19 protein-coding genes are annotated in these 21,293 nt (G+C 44.7%); 2 read left to right on the top strand and 17 right to left on the bottom strand.

Features of this window, described 5'->3' with window-relative positions:
* Positions 1–4 precede the first annotated feature (4 nt).
* The 4 genes from BJR36_RS12960 to kduI form a co-directional block, all read right to left on the bottom strand.
* Positions 5–928, bottom strand: a complete 924-nt coding sequence (locus tag BJR36_RS12960; protein ID WP_091235072.1) for an ABC transporter permease — start codon at positions 926–928, stop codon at positions 5–7.
* A 345-nt stretch (positions 929–1,273) separates the two neighbouring features.
* Positions 1,274–2,155 (bottom strand): glycoside hydrolase family 43 protein, encoded by an 882-nt coding sequence (locus BJR36_RS12955; RefSeq protein WP_091235070.1) that lies wholly within the window; start codon positions 2,153–2,155, stop codon positions 1,274–1,276.
* 229 nt (positions 2,156–2,384) lie between these two features.
* On the bottom strand, positions 2,385–3,173 hold the full coding sequence (locus tag BJR36_RS12950; protein ID WP_207648869.1) for a gluconate 5-dehydrogenase: 789 nt from the start codon (positions 3,171–3,173) through the stop codon (positions 2,385–2,387).
* 67 nt (positions 3,174–3,240) lie between these two features.
* A complete protein-coding gene (gene kduI / locus BJR36_RS12945) occupies positions 3,241–4,068 on the bottom strand; it encodes a 5-dehydro-4-deoxy-D-glucuronate isomerase (RefSeq protein ID WP_091235068.1) in 828 nt (275 codons plus the stop codon).
* A 152-nt stretch (positions 4,069–4,220) separates the two neighbouring features.
* On the opposite strand from kduI, the gene BJR36_RS12940 reads away from it, so the two are divergent.
* The gene (locus tag BJR36_RS12940) at positions 4,221–5,081 is read left to right on the top strand and encodes an AraC family transcriptional regulator (protein ID WP_091235067.1); all 861 of its coding nucleotides are present in this window, start codon (positions 4,221–4,223) and stop codon (positions 5,079–5,081) included.
* A gap of 97 nt (positions 5,082–5,178) precedes the next feature.
* Here BJR36_RS12940 and BJR36_RS12935 read toward each other — a convergent pair whose 3' ends face one another.
* Positions 5,179–6,579 (bottom strand): family 4 glycosyl hydrolase, encoded by a 1,401-nt coding sequence (locus tag BJR36_RS12935; protein WP_091235064.1) that lies wholly within the window; start codon positions 6,577–6,579, stop codon positions 5,179–5,181.
* 197 nt (positions 6,580–6,776) lie between these two features.
* Here BJR36_RS12935 and BJR36_RS12930 point away from each other — a divergent pair, with 197 nt between their 5' ends.
* A complete protein-coding gene (locus BJR36_RS12930; protein ID WP_091235062.1) occupies positions 6,777–7,628 on the top strand; it encodes an AraC family transcriptional regulator in 852 nt (283 codons plus the stop codon).
* Positions 7,629–7,938: 310 nt separating this feature from the next.
* On the opposite strand, the gene BJR36_RS12925 is transcribed toward BJR36_RS12930, so the two are convergent.
* The 12 genes from BJR36_RS12925 to ttdA form a co-directional block, all read right to left on the bottom strand.
* Positions 7,939–9,816, bottom strand: a complete 1,878-nt coding sequence (locus BJR36_RS12925) for an ABC transporter ATP-binding protein (protein ID WP_207648868.1) — start codon at positions 9,814–9,816, stop codon at positions 7,939–7,941.
* The gene (locus tag BJR36_RS12920) at positions 9,809–12,136 is read right to left on the bottom strand and encodes an ABC transporter ATP-binding protein (protein WP_091235061.1); all 2,328 of its coding nucleotides are present in this window, start codon (positions 12,134–12,136) and stop codon (positions 9,809–9,811) included. The genes BJR36_RS12925 and BJR36_RS12920 overlap by 8 nt, the downstream gene beginning before the upstream one ends.
* Positions 12,129–12,608 (bottom strand): MarR family winged helix-turn-helix transcriptional regulator, encoded by a 480-nt coding sequence (locus BJR36_RS12915; RefSeq protein WP_091235059.1) that lies wholly within the window; start codon positions 12,606–12,608, stop codon positions 12,129–12,131. Before BJR36_RS12915 ends, BJR36_RS12920 begins: the two co-directional genes overlap by 8 nt.
* Positions 12,609–12,883: 275 nt before the next feature.
* Positions 12,884–13,636: an amino acid ABC transporter ATP-binding protein gene (locus tag BJR36_RS12910; protein WP_091235096.1), complete on the bottom strand. Its 753-nt coding sequence runs from the start codon at positions 13,634–13,636 to the stop codon at positions 12,884–12,886.
* Positions 13,637–13,689: 53 nt separating this feature from the next.
* Complete coding sequence (locus BJR36_RS12905) at positions 13,690–14,400, bottom strand: amino acid ABC transporter permease (RefSeq protein WP_091235058.1); 711 nt, start codon at positions 14,398–14,400, stop codon at positions 13,690–13,692.
* 10 nt (positions 14,401–14,410) lie between these two features.
* On the bottom strand, positions 14,411–15,121 hold the full coding sequence (locus tag BJR36_RS12900; protein WP_091235056.1) for an amino acid ABC transporter permease: 711 nt from the start codon (positions 15,119–15,121) through the stop codon (positions 14,411–14,413).
* Between the two features lie 55 nt (positions 15,122–15,176).
* Positions 15,177–16,181 (bottom strand): uroporphyrinogen decarboxylase family protein, encoded by a 1,005-nt coding sequence (locus tag BJR36_RS12895; RefSeq protein ID WP_091235055.1) that lies wholly within the window; start codon positions 16,179–16,181, stop codon positions 15,177–15,179.
* 89 nt (positions 16,182–16,270) lie between these two features.
* A complete protein-coding gene (locus BJR36_RS12890; protein WP_091235054.1) occupies positions 16,271–17,182 on the bottom strand; it encodes a transporter substrate-binding domain-containing protein in 912 nt (303 codons plus the stop codon).
* 716 nt (positions 17,183–17,898) lie between these two features.
* Positions 17,899–18,066 carry a hypothetical protein gene (locus tag BJR36_RS20340; protein ID WP_169823690.1) on the bottom strand — a complete coding sequence of 56 codons (168 nt, stop codon included), beginning with the start codon at positions 18,064–18,066 and terminating at the stop codon, positions 17,899–17,901.
* A 101-nt stretch (positions 18,067–18,167) separates the two neighbouring features.
* The gene (locus BJR36_RS12885) at positions 18,168–19,532 is read right to left on the bottom strand and encodes a citrate:proton symporter (protein ID WP_091235052.1); all 1,365 of its coding nucleotides are present in this window, start codon (positions 19,530–19,532) and stop codon (positions 18,168–18,170) included.
* Between the two features lie 115 nt (positions 19,533–19,647).
* Positions 19,648–20,262 (bottom strand): L(+)-tartrate dehydratase subunit beta, encoded by a 615-nt coding sequence (gene ttdB / locus BJR36_RS12880; RefSeq protein WP_091235050.1) that lies wholly within the window; start codon positions 20,260–20,262, stop codon positions 19,648–19,650.
* On the bottom strand, positions 20,259–21,158 hold the full coding sequence (gene ttdA, locus BJR36_RS12875) for a L(+)-tartrate dehydratase subunit alpha (RefSeq protein WP_091235048.1): 900 nt from the start codon (positions 21,156–21,158) through the stop codon (positions 20,259–20,261). The genes ttdB and ttdA overlap by 4 nt, the downstream gene beginning before the upstream one ends.
* Positions 21,159–21,293 lie beyond the last annotated feature (135 nt).

Here is a 21,293-nt window from a genome sequence, read left to right as displayed (position 1 = left end):
CCTCCTATATAATGCCTTCCTCGCCTATCGATTTTGCAAATCTGTCAGCGGCAAGTACTAATAATAATCCGACAAGAGACTGGAATACGCCTACCGCAGTAGCGAGACTGTAATCCAGGGACTGAAGACCTTTGTTGTAGATAAAGATCGACAGCTGGTACTGCACATCCTTAACCAGTGGATTTCCGAAAGCGTTACACCTTTCGAATGAGCTTGCCATGATTCGGCCAAGGTTCATAATCAGCATCATGATTACGGTTCCTTTTATAGAAGGAAGCGTGATATATTTGATCTTCTGCCATCTTCCTGCTCCGTCAACCGTAGCAGCTTCATACATGTCATCGCTTATGCCTGTTATTGCTGTCAGATAAATGATGGTTCCCCATCCCATTGTCTGCCACACACCTACAAGGATATAGGTTACAGCCCACGGAAGGTTTTTGTTTAGGAAAGGAATTGCATCAAATCCTAATTTTGAAAGCAGAATGTTGATCATTCCTGTTTCGGGGGATAAAAGCTGTGTAAATACACCTGCTATAATGACCCATGAAAGGAAATGTGGAAGATAAAGAACTGTCTGGGATACTTTCTTAAAATGTTTGTTCCTTACTTCGTTTAACAGGATAGCCAGGATAATCGGCATTGGGAAACCTACTATTAAATCCAGTCCGTTAAATACAAGTGTGTTCTTTAATGCCAGCCAGAAGTCTTTGTCCCTGAAAGCTCTTAGGAAGACATCAAAGCCTGCCCAGTCACTTCCACTTATACCTTTTAGTATCTTGTAATCCTTAAATGCAATTACGATTCCCGGAAACGATCCGTATTTGAATATGAATACTGCAATAAGGGGTAAGAGCAACATGGCGTATAGCTGCCAGTCTCTTTTTATGTAACGTCTAAAGCTGCTTGTTGTGTTGACACTTTTCATATATGCACCTCCATTTTGCAAGTTTGATCACTCGCCTTGCCTGTTTTGTTATGAGCTCAGTATATTCGCTTTCTCTTTATCTGTACATAATCAAATTTGATACCATTGTTCATTTTTGATTATTGATTTTTGCTGATATTTCCGGGCTTTTCGGCTTTTTTTGTTTTTTCCGTCAGTTTCCTGATATCGTTTTTGAGACGGAAATATACATGAAAACAATTCATTTTTAATGGAGAAAATCAAAATTGATATATGCTTTTTCGGGAAACTTGTTACCTTTCATATATCCATCCTTCATTTTATAGTGCAACCTGTACATCGGCAGCTTCAGCCTTCATCCAACCTTCATCTGTCTGATGCTTTATTTCCATTCTCTATGCAGATAAACCGTGGCCTTTCCATATGCCTCACATTCGGAGCATGTATAGCCAGGATCCTTCTCCCGTCAAATGCCCTGAATATCATTCCATGGCCTCCATCCTTATGGTAAAAAGGGCTTTCCTCGTGAATCCATGGTCCTGTAACATCGCCTGATGATGATTCTGCACTCCCTATGGCGTATTCGCCGTTATAAAAGCTGGACCACATGAGTTTCAGGCTGCCGTCCTCTTCATCATACAGAAACGGGCCGTCCGTTACGTATCTGATTCCGCCTGTATCTTTATCAGGCGCCACATTTTCCGCCCATGGCGTCTGGGATGCTTTGAACAGAAGCACCGGTTCTCCTTCCCTGGCCTTCAGATTTTCCGAAAGCCTTACGCCATAGATTTCCCCGTCGCCGACCTGGGTCCATTCCCGCGAAAAGATCAGCCAGGGCTCCCCCTCTTTGCCAATATGCAGCGTTCCGTCCAGGCATTCCCACCCTTCAGGCGTTATGACGCCTTCCGTGTATGGCTGATATGGGCCTTCCGGCTTTCTGCTGGAAAGGATCTGCGTCCCTCTCGGTATCCCATTCTTCTTGAAGCTGGCCAGCATATAGTATGTCCCCTTATAGAAATGCACTTCTGGAGCCCAGAAATTCTCGTCGGCCCAGAAGTCTTTCCCTGGTCTGAATGCCGCAGATGGCCCCTCCCAGTTGATCAGATCGCGGCTCTTATAGACATCAAAGCCCGTACCTTTACCTTCCCATACGTTTTCATCCGTAGTCCCGAACAGGTAGTAGGCCTGCTCCTCTTCAACTGCAAGTACAAATGGATCTCTGATTCTTATATCTTCTGTTTTTATCATAGTTGATATCCTCCCTGTATGTATGGATTTTAAGTGACTATTCAGTACTATGTCCTTCATCGTCACATATGATGCACACAAATTGCAAAATCAGCAATTTAGCGCACGCATGATTCAGTCCTGTGTTCTTCTTATTCACAAAGGCAGACAAACCTCATGGGATTTGTCTGCCTGAAATAGGATTCGATATGAAATAATAACTTGTGATTTCTTTTTGGAATAAAATTGATTATTTAGGCTGTTTTCCGATGTAAGCAAGGATTCCGCCGTCCACGTATAAAATATGTCCGTTCACGAAATCGGATGCATCTGATGCAAGGAATACAGCAGGTCCCATTAAATCTTCAGGATCTCCCCATCTAGCTGCAGGTGTCTTTGCAATGATGAAGCTGTTGAACGGATGTCCTTCTTCCCTTAATGGTGCAGTCTGAGGAGTTGCAATGTAGCCAGGTCCTAAGCCGTTGCACTGGATATTGAATTCGCCATATTCTGAAGCGATATTCTTTGTAAGCATCTTAAGCCCGCCTTTTGCAGCTGCATAAGCAGATACAGTCTCACGTCCTAATTCACTCATCATGGAACAGATATTGATGATTTTTCCATGGCCTTTTTTGATCATGCTCGGAATAACTGCCTTTGCCATGATGAAAGGTCCGTTCAGATCGATGTCGATTACCTGTCTGAATTCAGCTGCAGTCATTTCAGTCATCGGGATTCTCTTGATGATGCCTGCATTGTTGACAAGAATGTCGATTACGCCAACTTCTTTTTCTATTTTTGCAATCATTTCATTAACCTGGTCTTCATTTGTCACGTCACAGACATATCCGTGTGCTTTGATTCCTGCTTCTTCGTAAGCCTTGATTCCTTTGTCGACAAGATCCTGATTGATGTCGTTGAATACTACTGTTGCTCCTGCTTCAGCATAGCCGCTTGCAATCGAAAAGCCGATTCCGTATGATGCGCCTGTTACTAAGGCTATTTTGCCTTCTAATGAAAAATTATTCATGATACCCATAAATTTATCCTCCTGATTCTGATTGTTGGTTTCCTGTAACTATATTTTCTGTTCTGTATATTTCTTACTATCTGATCTCTGCCATGGAAGCGCCGTCCATATCATCAAATGCCTGATTTTCTCCAACCATTCCCCAGATAAAGGTATATGCTCTTGTACCTGAACCGGAATGTATGGACCAGCTTGGTGAAATAACCGCTTCTTCGTTTCTCATAACGATGTGCCTTGTCTCTGAAGGTTCTCCCATGTAGTGGAATACCAGTGAATCATCTGTCATGTCAAAATAGAGGTATACTTCCATTCTTCTGTCATGGGTGTGGCAAGGCATGGTGTTCCATACGCTTCCCGGCTTGAGGCTTGTCATTCCCATAACGAGCTGGCAGCTTTCAACCTGTCCCGGAAGGATGTATTTTGTGATTACTCTGTGGTTTGATTCTTCCAGTGACCCAAGTTCGACCTGCACGCAGTTTTCAGGTTTGATGAATACTGTTGGATAAGTCATGTGGGCAGGTGCGCTGTTGAAGTAGAATTTTGCAGGATTGCTTCCGTCTGCACTTGCAAAAACGATATCCTTTGCTCCCATTCCGATATAGAGGCCGTCTTTTCTTTCGAGCTCGTATACGGTTCCGTCAACAGTTACCGTTCCTTTTCCGCCGATATTGATGATTCCCATTTCTCTTCTCTGAAGGAAATAATCCGCACGTATTTCATCCCCTGCTGTCAATATCATAGGTTCTACAGGAACTGCCGCTCCTGTGATGATTCTGTCAATGTGGCTATATACGGTCTTGATTTCCCCGGGTGTAAAAAGATCCTGAATCAGGAATTCTTCTCTCAGTCTGTCTGTCGTGTAATGTTTTACGTCTCTTGGTGATGATGCTGTTCTGATTTCCATTTTTAATACTTCCTTTCCTTGTTTTTTACTATGGACTAAGTATATCATACTGTATTTTATTTTTCTTTGCTTTTCAAAGCCTAAAACTTGCAAATACTGAACAAGGCATATATAATTATATTATACCAGCTTCTCTTTTGAAAGGAGTCTTTATGAACGAATTCACTTCCTGCAAAGCAGCCATTGCAGAATGCAACGAAAAGCAGCGTTTTGCAATCGCTCACCTTTATAATGAAGAAAAGACCATGAACATGCATATCCATGACTGCTATGAAATTTACTATTCCATTTCAGGTGGAAAGCAGTTTTTGATAGATAACAAGTTCTATGCAATTCAGCCCGGAAGTCTTTTTTTCATCAACCAGTATGAGAGCCACTATCTTTCCCAGATCGACCAGATGGTCCACGAACGCATCGTCATCTCCATACACCCGGAGTTCCTGAAGAAACTCTCCTCAGACTCTACGGATCTCGGATACTGTTTTACCCACAGGAGCCCGGAGGCAGGGCACAGGGTCGATCTGAACGACGAGCAGCAGAAAAGATTCCTCTATTTTCTCCATAAGATAACCGGAACTTCAGGCTACGGGAGCGATCTGACGGAACAGGCTGCATTTACGGAACTTATGATCATGCTGAATACCCTCTTTTATCAGAACTGCCGCAGCGAGGTCACAATCTCCAACTACCAGTACAATCATCAGGTTGGGAAAATTCTTGAATACATCAACCAGAACATTGACCAGAATGTAACCATTGAACGGCTTTCCAGGGAATTCTACCTGAGCGAATCCTACATATGCAGGATTTTCAAGGCTGAGACCGGCACCACCATCAACAAATACCTGACTGCCCGGAGAATCAGCATTGCAAAATCCCTTCTGGCCACCGGAAACAGCGTCTCCGAGGTATACGAAAAGTGCGGATTCAACGACTACAGCAATTTTCTGAAATCCTTCACCAAGGCCGTCGGGATATCACCTAAGAAATATGGGAAATACAGCGCTACATAAGAAAATGGTACCTGGTACCATCAAAAAAAGGAACTCACAAAAAAAAGGTACCTGGTACCACGCTTCACCGGTACCTGGTTCCTTTTTTTCCTTTTTTTTACTTCCTCCAGCCTTCAGGCAGGTATCCTGCCGTATTGGCGATCATGTCATCCACAAGCTCTCCGGCTTCCTTGTCCGTGCATTTTCCTTTCACCAGCGGATCATTCAGGAATGCCTCTACTACGAGATTTCTCTCACATTCCATTGCAGCCTTCAGCACAACTTCATGATTTTCCACATGTGGCCTGATCAGTTCAAGAATATCTTCTGGTATTTTCCCGGCAAACACTGGTCTGACGGCATCCTTTTCAAAAACCGCATTGGTCTCCACGACTGCTGTTTTTGGAAGATTCGCAATCTGACCTGCTGCATTTGGAATATTGACGTTGCTGACTACCCGTCCTAATCCGCACAGGGCTTTGATCAGCAGAACCCCCTCTTCATCGGATGGTTTCAGCTGCATTTCCTCCTCACTCCGTACAAGACGTCCGCTTCTCGCAAGCCTTTCCCCCAGCTCTTTTTTCCTCCAGTCAACAGTCGTAAGGCCGAACTTCCACGCTTTTACTGTTTCCGGATCCCTGAGATAGATGTCCCCGGGCAGGAACTCGGCAAGATGACGGTCTCCCGCCGCCGCAATCAGGCCGTATCTGCGGAAAAGATCGAACTTCACCCTGTGAGCACATTCGAAGGTTGAATTTGCCCAGTTCTTGTCCTTCTCCTCGTATCCATCCAGAAAATGCTCTTCCACATAATCCTTATAAATCGGGAAAAGATCCATTCCCTTCCAGGAAGCGCTGTCAAACCAGGTGAAATGGTTGATTCCCAGGACATTTACTTCAATCTCTTTTCTCGGAATATTTTCCACTCCAAGGGCACTTTCCGCAATCCCCTTCAATACTTTCTGTGTCCCGAAAACCTCGTGGCAGCATCCGAAAGCCTTGATTTCCGGAAAAACGTGGTACAGGGTCTTCACGCAGATTGTCATGGGATTCGTATAATTGATGACCCACGCCCTGGGTGCGTAGCGTTTCACCCCTTCGGCAATTTCAGCCATCATTGGAATCGTCCTCATAGCCCTGATGATTCCTCCCGGTCCCGCCGTATCTCCCACGGACTGGTAGATTCCAAGCCTCTCCGGCAGATGCACATCAGACTGCATTTCGTCAAATGTCCCAGGCATGATTGAAATGATGACAAAATCTGCGCCAGTCAGGGCTGCCTCCAGATTCCCTGCAGTCTCATATTCCCATTTCCCTGCAGCATCTTCCCTTGCGCTTAAGCGGTTTCCGATAATCCTGTTGTTTTCTGCTGCCGCCTCATCGATATCATAGAGACTGATCGTCCCTCCAAGATTCTGTTCCATTGCCAGATCTGCCATGAATGTCCATGCCCATCCCCTGGAACCTCCTCCGATATATGCGATTTTCAGATCCGTTACCTTTCCATTTATACATTTCATTAGCTGATACCCCTTTGTTTTATATTTTATACTAGACATTATAATAAAATGCTGTATCATATTCTTATAATATTTTACTTTGTTAAGGGTATTTTCAAACTATATTGACTTTTTTCACTTCAACAAGATGAAAGTGAACGAACATTGGCTCTGAAGAACAGCTAACTGATTATAGCAAACCAGAAAGGATTCATTTCATGGAAAAAATCATTTTCATGGAAGCCGAAAGCGGAATCTCCATCGAGCGTCTCGTCAGGGATTACGAGTTCAGCATGGCTTCCAGGCATATGCACGACGCATATGAAATCTACTATCTGCTGGAAGGCGAGCGCTACTATTTTATCGGGCAGCAGACCTATCTGATAAAAAAAGGATCCCTGGTCTTCATCGACCGGGGTCAGGTACATAAGACAGGCCTTGCCGGCAATCCCTATCACGACAGGATGCTTCTCACCTTTGACGAGGATCCCTTTGCCTCCTTCTTCTCCTATTACGGCGACCTGGATATCAGACATTTCTTTTCAAAACACGGGGGGGTGCTGGCGCTAGATACAGTGGGACAAAAAGAGGTCGAAAGCCTTCTTCTGGACATCGCTTCTGAACTCCGTGAAAAACAGGAGGGCTTCCGTTTCGCAGCCATGGCAAAGCTCTCCGGGCTCCTGATCTATGCCATGCGCTACAGCGCACAGAACGAGTCAGGCCCTGCTGCCGTCCTGGCCAGTACTCCGAAACACAAAAAGGTCGCCGAGGTCGCCTCCTATATAGTCGAAAACTGTGCCGAAGCGGATTCCCTGAACACCCTGGCCAGCCGCTTCTATGTAAGCAAAAGCTATCTGAGCCGCATATTCCGTGAAGTTACCGGCTATACCGTAAACGAGTATATTAATATCCACCGCATCAAAAAGGCCCGACAGCTTCTGACGGGCAGTTCCCTAAACATGACAGAAATTTCACAGGAGCTGGGATATGACAGCATCACCTATTTCGAGAAGGTCTTCAAGAAATATACCGGCACTTCACCCTTGAAATACAGGAAGCTCGCACGCTGAGGACGGCGTAAGGGGCTGTTGCAAACTAACAAATTAAGTTAGTTTTGACTAAAAATCAGTCATTTTGCAACAGCCCTTATAATTAGTAGGTCAAAAGCCCTCTTGTTAACGTTCGACTTCGTCAATTTGCATATTCGCCATCCAATACGCAGTGATGCAAAACATGATTCAATGAGCAGCTTTATGAAGACGTTGGTACTTAGGACGCGTACTTTGCGTCCTTACGTACCACTACGTCTTCATCTAAGCGAGAGCGCGCTGCGAATGAACATGTTTTGCATCACGTCCGCATCACGTCCGCATCACGTCCTCATGACGCCTGCTCAAACTGGGAATTATAGAGATCTGCGTAGAACCCGTTCTTTGCAAGAAGCTCCTCATGATTTCCCTGCTCAATGATATCGCCGTCCTTCATGACAAGAATCATATCGGCATTGCGGATCGTGGAAAGCCTGTGGGCAATGATAAAGCTCGTACGTCCCTTCATGAGGTTGTCCATCGCCTTCTGGATCAGGATCTCCGTCCTGGTATCTACAGAAGAGGTCGCTTCATCCAGAATCATTACCCTGTTATCTGCAAGAATCGCTCTTGCAATGGTGAGCAGCTGCTTCTGGCCCTGGGATACGTTGCTTGCATCCTCATTCAGTTCCATGTCATATCCGCCCGGCAGGGTCTTGATAAAGTGGTGTGCGTGAGCGGCCTTTGCGGCTGCAATGACTTCTTCATCCGTCGCATCCAGTCGTCCGTAACGGATATTCTCCATGATCGAGCCTTTAAACAGCCATGTCTCCTGAAGAACCATCCCGAAGGCTTCTCTCAGTTCACGCCGGTTGAAATCCTTGATGTTGTGTCCGTCAAGGGAAATAGAACCGCTGTTCACATCATAGAAGCGCATCAGAAGCTTGACCATTGTCGTCTTTCCTGCTCCGGTAGGTCCTACGATTGCAACCTTCTGTCCAGGTTTTATGGAAGCACTGAAATCTTTAATGATGATCTGATCTTCCTTGTATCCGAAATGAACATTGCTGAACTCGACTGCCCCCGCGATGCTTTCCAGATGAACAGGATTTTCAACAATCTGCTCTTCCTCTTTTTCTCCCAGGAACTCAAATACACGTTCTGACGCCGCCGCCATGGACTGAACCTGGTTCATTACCTGGGCAATCTGCTGGATCGGCTGCGTGAAGTTCTTCACATACTGGATAAACGCCTGTATGTCACCGACCGTAATCGTGCCCCTGATTGCAAGGAGTCCGCCCGCAAGGGCAACCGCTGCATATCCCAGGTTTCCGACGAACATCATGATCGGGTGCATCATGCCGGATATGAACTGGGATTTCCATGCCGAATCATATAATACGTCGTTGGTCTTCTCAAACGTTTCGACAGTTTCCTTCTCTTTGCTGTATGCCTTTATGACCAGATGCCCGCCATAAACCTCCTCTACCTGTCCATTGATATGTCCGAGATATTCCTGCTGTGTTTTAAAGAATTTCTGCGATTTTTTCATGACAAAAGCCAGCAGCCCTGCTGAAATAGGCAGAATAATGATTGCAATCAGGGTCATCAGAGGCGAAATGCTCAACATCATAACCAGCACACCGATCATTGTCGCAGTCGATGTGATAATCTGGGTAACGCTCTGGTTCAACCCCTGCCCCAGTGTATCCACATCATTGGTTATCCGTGATAAGACCTCGCCGTAGGTGCGGCTTTCAAAATACTGCATGGGCATGCGGTTGATTTTTTCCGCTATCTCCTTACGGAGACGGTAGCATATCTTCTGGGTAATTCCGGTCATGATCCATCCCTGGATAAAGCTGAATACCGCACTGAATCCATAGAGCCCCAGCACGATAAGAAGGATTTTTCCAATATAGGAAAAATCGATTCCGCCCGTTCCTGCAATTTTTTCACCAAGACCTGTCGACAGGGCTGTTGTCGCATTTCCCAGAACCTTCGGCCCGATAACGCTGAACACTGTGGAGACCACCGCAAATATCATGACGATAAAGATTGCGATCTTATATCTTCCTATATATACAGACAGCTTCCTGATAGATCCTTTAAAATCCTTTGCCTTCTCTACCGGCCCCATCATTCCGCCGGGGCCGTGTCCGCCGCCAGGCCTTCCCATTCCTCGGCTTTTTGGCTGCTTATCGAATTTTTCTCCATTTCCGTTACTCATTTACAGTTTCCTCCTTTCCGCTTTCTGATAAACCTAATTCTTTTGCCGAAAGCTGTGATTTTGCAATCTGCTGATATACCTCGCAGCTGTCCATCAGCTCTTCGTGGGTTCCCCTGCCTGCAATCTTTCCGTCATCCAGAACCAGGATCTGGTCCGCATGCAGAATCGTGCTGATACGCTGGGCAACAATAATGACAGTGCTGTCTTTCACCTTTTCACCCAATGCTTTTCTAAGGGCAGCATCCGTTTTCAAATCCAGCGCTGAAAAACTGTCATCAAAAATAAATATTTTTGGATTTTTTGCAATTGCACGGGCGATGGCAAGACGCTGCTTCTGTCCCCCGGATACATTCGTTCCGCCCTGGGCTATTTCGCTGTCATATTTTCCTTCCTTTTCCTCAATGAAATCGGATGCCTGGGCAATTTCCGCCGCCGCTCTGATTTCTTCATCCGTCGCATCTTTATTGCCGAATCTCAGATTCGATGCGATGGTTCCTGAAAAAAGCATACCCTTCTGCGGAACATATCCGATCTCTCGTCTAAGTTCTTCCATGGTGATCTTGCGGATATCTTTGCCATCCAGCTTAATGGACCCGGATGTGACATCGTACAATCTCGGAATCAGATTGACCAGGGTCGTCTTCCCGCATCCTGTGCTTCCGATTATAGCAGTCGTTTTTCCCGGTTCTGCTGTAAAATCAATATTCTCCAGAACATCCTCTTCGGCTCCAGGGTAACGGAAATTGACATGTTCAAACCTGATAACGCCTTTATGTTCGGTAACCTTCTCCGGATTGCTGTCATCCTGAATCGTAAACTCTTTACGAATAACCTCATCGATACGGTCTGAAGCAACTGCCGCACGCGGAAGCATGATGGACATGACAGTAAGCATCAGGAATGACATTACAATCATCATCGCATAAGTGATAAATGCAGTCATGGCACCTACCTGCATAACGCCGGAATCTATCCTGTGGGCGCCTACCCACACGATCATAATAGTCAGGCCATACATGATCATCATCATGCTCGGCATCATAAAGGTCATTACGCGGTTCGTAAAGAGCATTGTCTTTGTCAGGTCCCTGTTCGAAAGATCAAACCGCTCTTCTTCCTTCTTTTCGCGGCCAAATGCACGTATGACGGAAAGACCTGTTAAAATCTCACGTGATACAAGATTCACTGCATCCACCATCTTCTGCATCAGCTTGAACTTCGGCATAGCAATAACCATCAGTATTCCGACGAGTCCGAGAAGCACAAGCACTGCAAGCCCGATGACCCATCCCATGCCGGCTCCGGTCTGGATGACTTTGATGATGCCGCCGATACCCAAGATCGGTGCATAGGCAATCATCCTGAGCATCATGGTCGATACCATCTGGACCTGCTGCACATCGTTGGTGCTTCTGGTGATCAGGGATGCTGTCGAGAACTGGTCCATTTCCGTATTTGAGAAGCCAACTACCTTTTTAAAGATATTCCCGCGAAGATCACGGCCGATACCTGCGCCTACCTTTGCAGCAAAGTATCCGACAATCACCGTAGTAAGACCCATAAGAAGCGCAAGCGCTATCATTTTCAGTCCTGCTGTCCATAAGTAGGTGGTCTGGACAGCATCCATATCGATCCCGGCCTCCTTGTTGTTCTGAACTGCAAAGGCAACTCCCATGGAAGTCACAAGCTGTTCTCCCATGGTTTCAAATGTTTTTTCCATGGTTTCCCTCATGGCAAGGACATCATCCTTTGACATCTGTCCATATTCCGTCATGGCTTTGAAAATCTGGCGCATATCCACGCAGGTTACCTCAACGGTATTCCCGTCTTCATCCTCTTGTTCACGCGTGAAGGTTTCAAGCGTCATTCCCATCTGTGCGCCGATCTCTTCAATGGTCATATCTGCCAGCGCCGATTCGTCCACGCCCATCTGCTTTGCCATCATTTTTTTGAATGAGGCCTCATCAACCGCAGACATCTGATAGTCCAGGATCAGGGCCGTTGACAGCTCTTCATCCAGCTCGTCCAGCCTCTTTTCGTCTTCTTCGTTCAGACGGTATATGTCTCCGTCCTTCTCATAGATTCCTTCCCATGTGGAGATTTCCTCCTCCGTCATGAAAAGCTTTGCCATTTCAAATTCATCTGCCGTAATGGCTTCCGGTACCACATGCTCCACGCCGCTGTTCTGGATACCGATATCAATGATATTCGATGTATACTGCGGCAGCGCCAGATCGCACCCTGCCTGGATCAGCAGAAATACAAAAACAATGATGACTGATTTCCAGTAAGGGAGCATATTCTTAAAAATTTTACTCATTTTTTTCTTTTTCCTTCCCGTTCTTATATTTTCGAAGCAGAATTTCTTCTTTTGATACCTCATAAAGCTTCAGCAGGTAGCTGTTGAGCCTTTCCATGTCATCTGTTCCCATCTTTTCCAAAACCGAAGATGAAAATTCGCTGAACAGCTTCTCAGCTTCGCCCAGCACCCGCCTTCCCTCATCAGTAAGCTCTACATAGGTATGCCTTCTGTCCTCCCTGTCTACGGTTCTGACCAGGAAATTCCTGTCTTCGAGTCCTTTGATGGTCCTTGAGACCGCAGGTGACGAGACGTTAAGCCTCTTGGCAAGAGTTGAAACCTTAATTCCCTTGTGCCGGCCATTCTTATCGCAGCCTCCCACAACCAGCAGAGTCATATACTCGCCATGGGAGAGATCTGGCAGAATCGATGCAAAACTCAATTTGCGGAAGAGACCGAAGGTTTCAAATAATTTCTTATGCTGTTCATTCACAAATACACCCCCTTGTTAATATTTAACACTGTTATCTAATTACTATGTTACCTATATTATCACCGTATATTATGACCGTCAAGTATTTTATTAACTGTTCAGAACCACTGTTTCGTGAAATGTTTTATGCTGGTTCTGCATGAAAGCCCAAGTTCTGCATGCGCAAAATGGCTTTCAGAGGCTGGACTGCAAAAAAAGAACGCACTGCAGAACAGCCTTAAATGCTGTCTTGCGGTGCGTCTTTTCCCGGATCACATATTCGGGACTTTCACCCGTCATATTACATAGTCAAAATCATTGATGATTCTTCTTAAGAACTGCTTCGTCCGTTCCTCTTTTGGCCGGGTGAATATTTCCCCAGGCGGCCCTTCTTCCACTACCACACCGCCATCCATAAAAATCACTTTATTCGCTACCTCCTGCGCAAACGTCATTTCATGTGTGACGACGATCATCGTTGTCCCTTCCTTTGCAAGTTCCTTCATCACGTTCAGCACTTCTCCTATCAATTCCGGATCCAGTGCTGAAGTCGGTTCATCAAACAGAATCACATCCGGATTTACTGCGATTGCCCTTGCAATGCCCACGCGCTGCTGCTGACCGCCGGATAACTGTGACGGATAATAGTCATATCTGTCTGACAGCCCCACTTTATCCAATGCCTTTCTTGCCTTTTCAACCGCCTCCGCCTTCGGTACTTTCCTTGCAACAATCAGCCCCTCCGTTACGTTTTGAAGTGCTGTCCTGTTATGGAACAGGTTATAGTTCTGGAATACAAATGCTGACTTTTTACGGATTGCCCTTATGTCATGCTTCGAAGCGTTTTCCAGTTTTGCTTCGATATCGCCAAACACAATGGTTCCTTTATCTGCTTTTTCCAAAAAGTTAATAGAACGCAGGAGGGTTGTTTTCCCCGATCCGCTCGGGCCCAGTATGACAACCACATCCCCTTTTTCAACACTTATATCTACGCCTTTCAGCACCTCGTTTCTGCCAAACGACTTATGGACATTTTTAAGCTCTAACATATAGATGGGCTCTCCTTTCTTTCTGGCTGATATGCCTGACCACTTCATGGGTTTCAGCCGGCAGCCGGCTTTCTATAACCTCCCAGATATTTCTCCAGCAGCCTGAATGCAAGCTGCACCCCTGAGCAGAGTATGATATAGATGAAGAAAATAACGATATATGCCTCAATATAGTTATAGCCGTAGGAAGCTTCAATTTTTGCCAGTGCAGTTATATCCTTCACTGTCATCATAAATGCCAGGGAAGTGCCTTTTATCAAATTTACGGTTACGTTTCCTAAATTAGGCAGTGCAACTACCAATGCCTGTGGAATCACAATTCTGGTATATGCCTTATATGTTGATAGTCCAATGGACTGTGCCGCTTCCAGCTGGCCAATGCTCACTGTCTGAAGGGCTGAACGAAATACTTCGGACAGCGCCGCCGCCGTGTTCAGCGTAAACACGATATAGGCATACAGAATCGGATTTACATCAAACACATTGATTTTCAGATTCAGATTCATAAATAGCTGGTTCAGGAGGCTCGGCAAAAGGCTGTATATGACAAGTATCTGCAATATCATCGGCGTGCCTCTCACAAAAGAAACATAGACAGTCACCGCTTTCTGCAATCCTTTTATGCGATTGATCCTGGCGATCGCCATAAAAAAGGCGGCTGGTGATGCCAGCAGAAGGGAAATGGCTGCCAAACTGAGCGTTACCGGTATCCCTTTGAGCGCAATGAAGAATGTCTCCAGCATAAATTCCGTATTTAATGTCATTTCCTTCCTCCTAACTGGCCGATATGCCCTTATTTCCTCTGGACAGATGATTTTCCGTCAAATGAAAGCTTTTTTCGATCAACAATGTGATTCCCCAGTAGATTGCTGTCAATGCAATGTATGTTTCCAAAGCATATGCTCCATAATTATTTCCGATGATCAGAATCCCTTTCCCCATAATATCTGTCAGACCGATCGTATAGGCCAATGCCCCCTCCTTTAGAAGTCCGATCAGGGAATTCGCGAAATTTGGCAGCGCCACCACGATACACTGCGGCAATACGATCCGGATAAATGCCTGCCTTTCCGATAATCCTATGCTGACTGCAGCCTCATACTGCCCCTTGTCTACCGATCCATATGCAGAACGCATTACTTCTGACATAACAGCCGCAAACTGCAGCGAAAATGCAATCAGGACAAAAAACACTTTATTGTATCCGTTGCTGTTGATCCCGATTGTGCCAAGAAGCAGTTCCGGCAGGCCATAGAATACAACAAACAGCAGCACGATTGATGGCGTGGCACGGATGATAGCAGTATAGAGATCTGCCAGCAATTTACTGATTTTTCTTCCTCTTATCTTGGCTCTGGCAAGTATAAATCCGAACATACTGCCAAAAAGCACAGTCCCGGTTACAATTGCAAGGGTTGTCCCCAGAAAAGGAAGGAGCTGGGGTATCACCTCTATGATAAAACTTGGTTCAAAGGGTCTTGTCATTTATTCGCATCTCCTTTCCTTTTCATGGATCTCTTATCCTTATCTCTTATGCCTGTTATGCCTGTTTTGACACTTCCTCTGCCTTATCCCTGATCCATTTCAGATGTTCCAGATCTGTATCGCCTGGGATTGTGCAGTCTGCTCCAATAATAAAACCGGTCCTGCCTGCCTCATTGATCAGCTCTTCAGTAAAGCTCTCAATTTGCGCCCTGCTTCCCTTATGGATCAGCGATCCTGGCGAGTTTGCAAACCCTCCGATAACAGCCTTTCCTGGAAACAGTTCTCTTCCTTCTGAAATTCCCACTCCTTCTACGTTTACCGCCCAGTTCACCGCTTTCGCCTCATAATCTGCATAGGTTGTGAGATCATTTCTTGCGCCTTCATATCCGCAGATATGGAGGATGTTGTTCTGGCTGACTCTGTTAGCTTCCTCAAGCACTGCCAGATCACTCGGTCCGACATATTGCAAATACTCTTCCCTGGAGATTGTTTCATCCTGGATATTTTTAACGCTGAAATAGATTCCGTCCGCCCCGGCTTCCTCTATGACTTTTCTGGCCAGAACCTTAATATCCTTTCCGATCTCATTCAACACAAACGCCAGCGCTTCCGGATCTTCATGATAGAAGTCTGCTACTGATTTTTCAGCATCCTCCCCCCTGATAATCTGGAAAAATGTAACCGGAGAGAAAATATTATAAAAGGCTGCCACTTCACTGCCGAACCGACGGGTCAGTTCCCTGACCAGTTCCACCTGTCCTGTTATCCACGGATGATCCTCTCCAACTGCCCTGACACGGCGCAGATCCTCTGCCGAACCGGCTTCTATGATCTCTTGGCCCGGGTATCCAAAAAAGCCGTCACTCATCAGCTTTAAAAAATCCGGTTCAAACTCATCAAAATACTTCTGGTGCCCTGCTATATTTTTTTCTACAATTTCCGGATTTTCCAGGCCCTGTGAGAATTCATCCTCATCTGCGAAATGAAACCAGAACCCGACCGGGATTCTTTCTACCTCTTTATTGTTAAATGCATTAAATACCAAATCTCTTTTTGACATCTTCATTACCTCTCTTTTCTGTAATCATCACGCTTGCTGTGTGGTCCTTCATGGTTATAAACAGTTACCTTATTTTGGCGCTCCACTCCTTATTCTGCAATATATTGGAACAAGTCTTCCCCGAAATATTGAAGTTCCAGCTCCTCGATCGTGCCGTCTGCCTTCAGCTGTTCAAAGGCTTTGTCATAGGCGGCCGCCAGCTCTTCATCTTCTAAATTAAATAGCGGATAAGTCGGGATTGCCTGGTACACGCTGTAGGAAAGCTGGTCCGCATACTGATGATATTGGCCATCTTCAGCAACTACATTTGTTTCGAATGAAGTCTTAATATTAAAGAAGGCATCATATCTTCCTTCCAGGACCCATAAATAGGCATCCGAAACATCAAAGGAATCCGCAGCTTCCAGCTCCACCTGGTTGTCAGGATGAGCCTCATTGTATTTTTCAACAATTGCATACTGGGCATTCTGCGGCGCAATCGGAACCAGCTTTCCGCTGAATTCTGCAAAGGATTCAAAATCCGTAATTTCGTCCGCATTTTCTGTCCTGTATACGATGCCGATACTGCTGGCGCCAATATAGTTTTCCGGAAATTTAAATTTACTGGCGCGTTCTTCTGTGAACCATGCTCCCTTTACACCGATATTGTATTTCCCAGATTCAACTCCAATCAGCAGATCATCATCTGTCGTCGGTACAAATTCGAATTCATATTGAGGCAGCGCTTCATCAATCGCTTTCAGCACCTGTACTTCATAGCCGTCTGACTCTCCTTTTTCATTTACAAAATCATACGGAACATATGTCTGGGTATGTGCTACATATATTTTTTCCACCTCATCGGAAGAGGCTGTCGTTCCAACTTCTGTTTCTGTTTTTTCCGCTGTCTGCGTTTCCGTCTTTTCAACTGCTTTCGTCTCTCCTGCTCCACATCCTGTCAATGCCCCGATGCTCAATGTTAACGCTGCTGCAACTGCTGTATATATTTTTCTATTCTTCATAACTTTTCTCCTCTTTATCCTGTTTGTTGTATTAGTTCGGTAACTGTTCAGAACCTTTGTCTCGTGAGGTGTTTTTATGCTGAATTTACATAAAAGCCTGAGATGCACATGCACCAAATTGCTGATTTTGCAATTTGTGTGCTTCATCTGTGAATACTAAGGACGTAGTCCTGAATAGTTACTTGATTCGTATCATTTCCTGATGCATGTGATCTATTAAACCAAACATCGCTTGCTTTCCCAATTTTTCTTTATATAAGTGACCTGATTCACGATTTCCACCTCCTGAATTTGTATTCTTCTTGCGCGCCATGCGCCTCCTTGCGGAATATTTTTGATATATGGGAAATTCGTGTAATTTCCTATATAGATTAGCGAGTCAAAAGCCCTCTTGTAATGTTCGACTTCGTCTATTTGCACATCCCCCGGAGGGTTTTTATATCATAGGGCGAATTTTCCTATGATATGAAAACGTTGGTATTTGGGCTGCGTATTTTGCGGCCCTACGTACCACTACGTCTTCATCTAAGCGAGAGCGCGCTGCGAATGAACATGTTTTGCATCACGTCCTCATTGTTGAAAACTTGTGCAAATTGGCGAATACCATTATGTAAATGGGCTTTTGACCCTGGTATCACAAAAAAAACAGATGCCCGCAAGCACCTGTTCCTGTTTTCACTGTATCGATTTCCAGTCTGGTATAATAAGATTTATTATTAGAGGAATGCCCCCATCTTATCTCCACGAAAACAAAGCATCTGCCCGCTTACAAATATATTCATTTGTTTACAGCACATACACATACAGCAGCTATTTAATTTTGATGCCACGCTATTACTATTTGATATAATTTGTTTTCTATAATCTGCTCTGTTTGCTTTCATGGTCCTTCTCCTTTTCATACTTTTTTAGTATGTTAACTATGTTTTTAATATAATATAATGCCCTGACATAATTGTCAAGGCATTACTTGAAATATTTTTATTTAATATGGTATTGCTCCCGTTATACCAAATACAATCATATAGGTCACTAGCACAACCCAGAAATATTTCGTGTACTCTTTCTGGAATCCTACAAAGTTCTGCTCTGTTTCCCCACACAGCAGGTATAATGCCGGTATTACCGGACTGATTAATCTGAAAGACTGTCCAGCCATTGATGCTACCGCTGCTTGTATCGGCGTAATTCCGAACTGCCCCATAACATCCTTGATTACGGAAGCAATTCCAAAGTAGAAAGCGTCTTGTGGCAGGAAGCATATTGCCGGTGCTGCAATCAAAGCATAGATTGGAGCCATGTGCGAACCCAGTGATGTTGGAATAATGTTTGCAATGGTGTTTGCCAGCGATGCGGCCATACCGCTGCCTGACAAGACTCCTGAGAATACGCCCGCACCAAGTGTCGCCAATGCGGTAGGCAGTACGTCTGAAGCCAATGCCTCAAGGCGCTCGTTGCATTCTTTTACAGAACGGTAATTGATCACTAATGCAATTGCTGAAGCCAGCATGAATACTACCGAGCCGTGAACATAGCCTTTGATCAGGATGAAAATAGCTCCTAATGTAAGAATCAGGTTGAATGCATACAATTTAGGACGTTTTAGCTCAGGGTCTTTCTCCCTGATCGCTGAAAGCATCTGCTGTATGCTTTCTTCCGATACTTCTCCGTCATCTCCTGCCTTGTAACCCAGCCTCTTACGTTCCTTCATTCCAAGATAACCGGCAACCACTATAACAACAACCTGTGCAACAAGGAGGCCCGGAAGCAGTGCGGCAAAAAGTTCGTTCAGCTCTACACCCATGGCAGTAGAGCAGGCAATTGTCGGACCGCCCCATGGCAGCTGATTCCAGATGCCGATCGGTCCTACAATGATAATTGCAAGGTAACTTAATTTAAGCTTTAACTGCTTGTACAGGTTTAAAAATGCGGCCAGACAGATGATAATTGTCGTCGTTGTATCGCCATTGAGGGCAACAACACTGGCAACCATAACTGTTGACAAAGTAACCTTTAACGGATCCCCTTTTGCCTTTTTAATAAAGAATTCCGCAATAGGGTCAAACAGACCTACATTCAGCATCAGGTCAAAGTATAAAATTGAAAATAAGATCGTAATACCAGGTGAAATAACTCCCCATGATACCTTACCGGTTTCTAAATTCTGCTTGAAGAAAATACCCTGCGTAATCCAGTCAAAAAGCTCTATAACTGTTCCGCCATTCAAGGTGACGGCTATAAGGCCATAAAATAATGGTACTAAGGTCAATGCAGTGAAAACCGATAACTTTTTCTTAGAGAGCAAAATAATAAATGTAAGAATCATGGCTAATGCTAAAAATGTCAACATAACTTCTCCTAATTCATATGGTTTTTGTAATTATTCAGTCCTGCGTCCTTCACAGTTATAGCTTGTCAGCTGAACAGTTAATGGTTTATAGCTATTCCGACTTTCAATCAATATGTTACTTAATATATTTTACCTTCGGATAAAGTCCTTCTAAAGCGGCATCCTTGCGCTTGTTGAATTCAACCTTATTCTGTTCGAATATATTGTTTCCTTCGGCATCGATAGATACGATAAGCGGTCCGAATTCTTTAACCCTGCAGACCCAGAGTGTTTCAGGCATTCCAAGATCTCTCCACTGGGCATCTTCGATTTCCTCTACACAGGTAGCTGCGAGTACTGCACATCCGGCGGGGAATACACAATGGATTGCTTTATTTTCTTTGCATCCGGCTTCCGTATTCGCTCCCATGCCTCCTTTACCGACAATCAGTTTTACTCCTGTCTGTTCGATAAACTCTTTTTCAAATTTTTCCATTCTCATACTTGTTGTCGGACCGATTGAAACCATTTCGAATTTGTCCTCTTCTCCTTCAACCTTGCGCACGATAGGACCGGCGTGGAAAATCGCTCCACCCTTAATATCTACGGGAAGTTCACGATTGAGTTCGATAAGTCTTCTATGGGCAACATCCCTACAGGTCACAATATGTCCATTCAGGTAAATGACATCGCCAATCTTAATATCTTTTAAGTCTTCATCTGAAATTGGTGTTGTTAATATTTTTTTCATAGTTCGACCCCCTTGTGAGTACTTGATTCATAACTTAAATCGCTGTTGAATGTAATCGTGCCCCGGCGGTGTGACCAACAGCCAATATTTACTGCACATGATATAACGGATGGGTGGCGTGCTGAATTGACAATATTAACACCCATAACCGACTTTGTTCCTCTTAATCCCTGGGGTCCAAGTCCGATTGAATCAATCGCTTTCGTAAGTTCATCTTCTAAATCTGCTGCTTTTGGGTTAGAATTATGGCTTCCTACCGGACGCATCAAAGCTTTTTTAGCCATAAACGCTGCTGAGTCAATCGATGTTCCTATTCCAACACCAACCAGCAGTGGAGGACATGCATTTAATCCATATGAAGTCATCAGGTCAAGAACGACTTTTACTACTCCTTCATATCCTTCACCTGGCATTAATGTTTTTCCCTGTCCGGGGAGAGAGCATCCGCCTCCGGCCATGTATACGTCTAATTCAAGTTTATCACTATTCGGAATAATATCCCAGTATAACCATGGGGAGTCTGTTCCCACATTGGTTCCTGTGTTTACTTCATCAAAAGTCTCTACAGTATTATGACGCAGCGGCGCTTCTTTGGTTGCAATGAATACCGCATCCTTTAAAACCGGCTTAAGGGAATCAATATAAGGGAATTTTGTTCCTACCCTCACAAACATCTGTATCAGGCCTGTATCCTGGCATGATGGCCTGTTTAATTCTTCCGCAGCTCTCTGATTTTTCTCCATAGATTCATAAATCATTTTTGCCATTGGCATCTCTTCGCCTTCGCTAAGTTCTTTTAACTTTGCTGTTACATCATCTGGAAGTCTTTTCCCTACCAGTCCGACGAATTTTGCAATTTGACCTGTAAGCAGATCTAATGCATCTTTGTTTTCCATTTCTTTTCCTCCTTAAAAATAGTTCATCATTTTCTGCTTGTATCTGGACGTTCTTTTACAGAATCTATCCGACTTGTGATGCGATTCCTTGTAACTTATTATTTATATTTGATTTTGTATCCAATATGATGATAG

Source organism: Anaerobium acetethylicum (genome assembly GCF_900096945.1).
Classification (GTDB): Bacteria; Bacillota; Clostridia; order Lachnospirales; family Lachnospiraceae; genus Anaerobium; species Anaerobium acetethylicum.
This window is presented reverse-complemented; position numbering and strand designations above follow the sequence as displayed.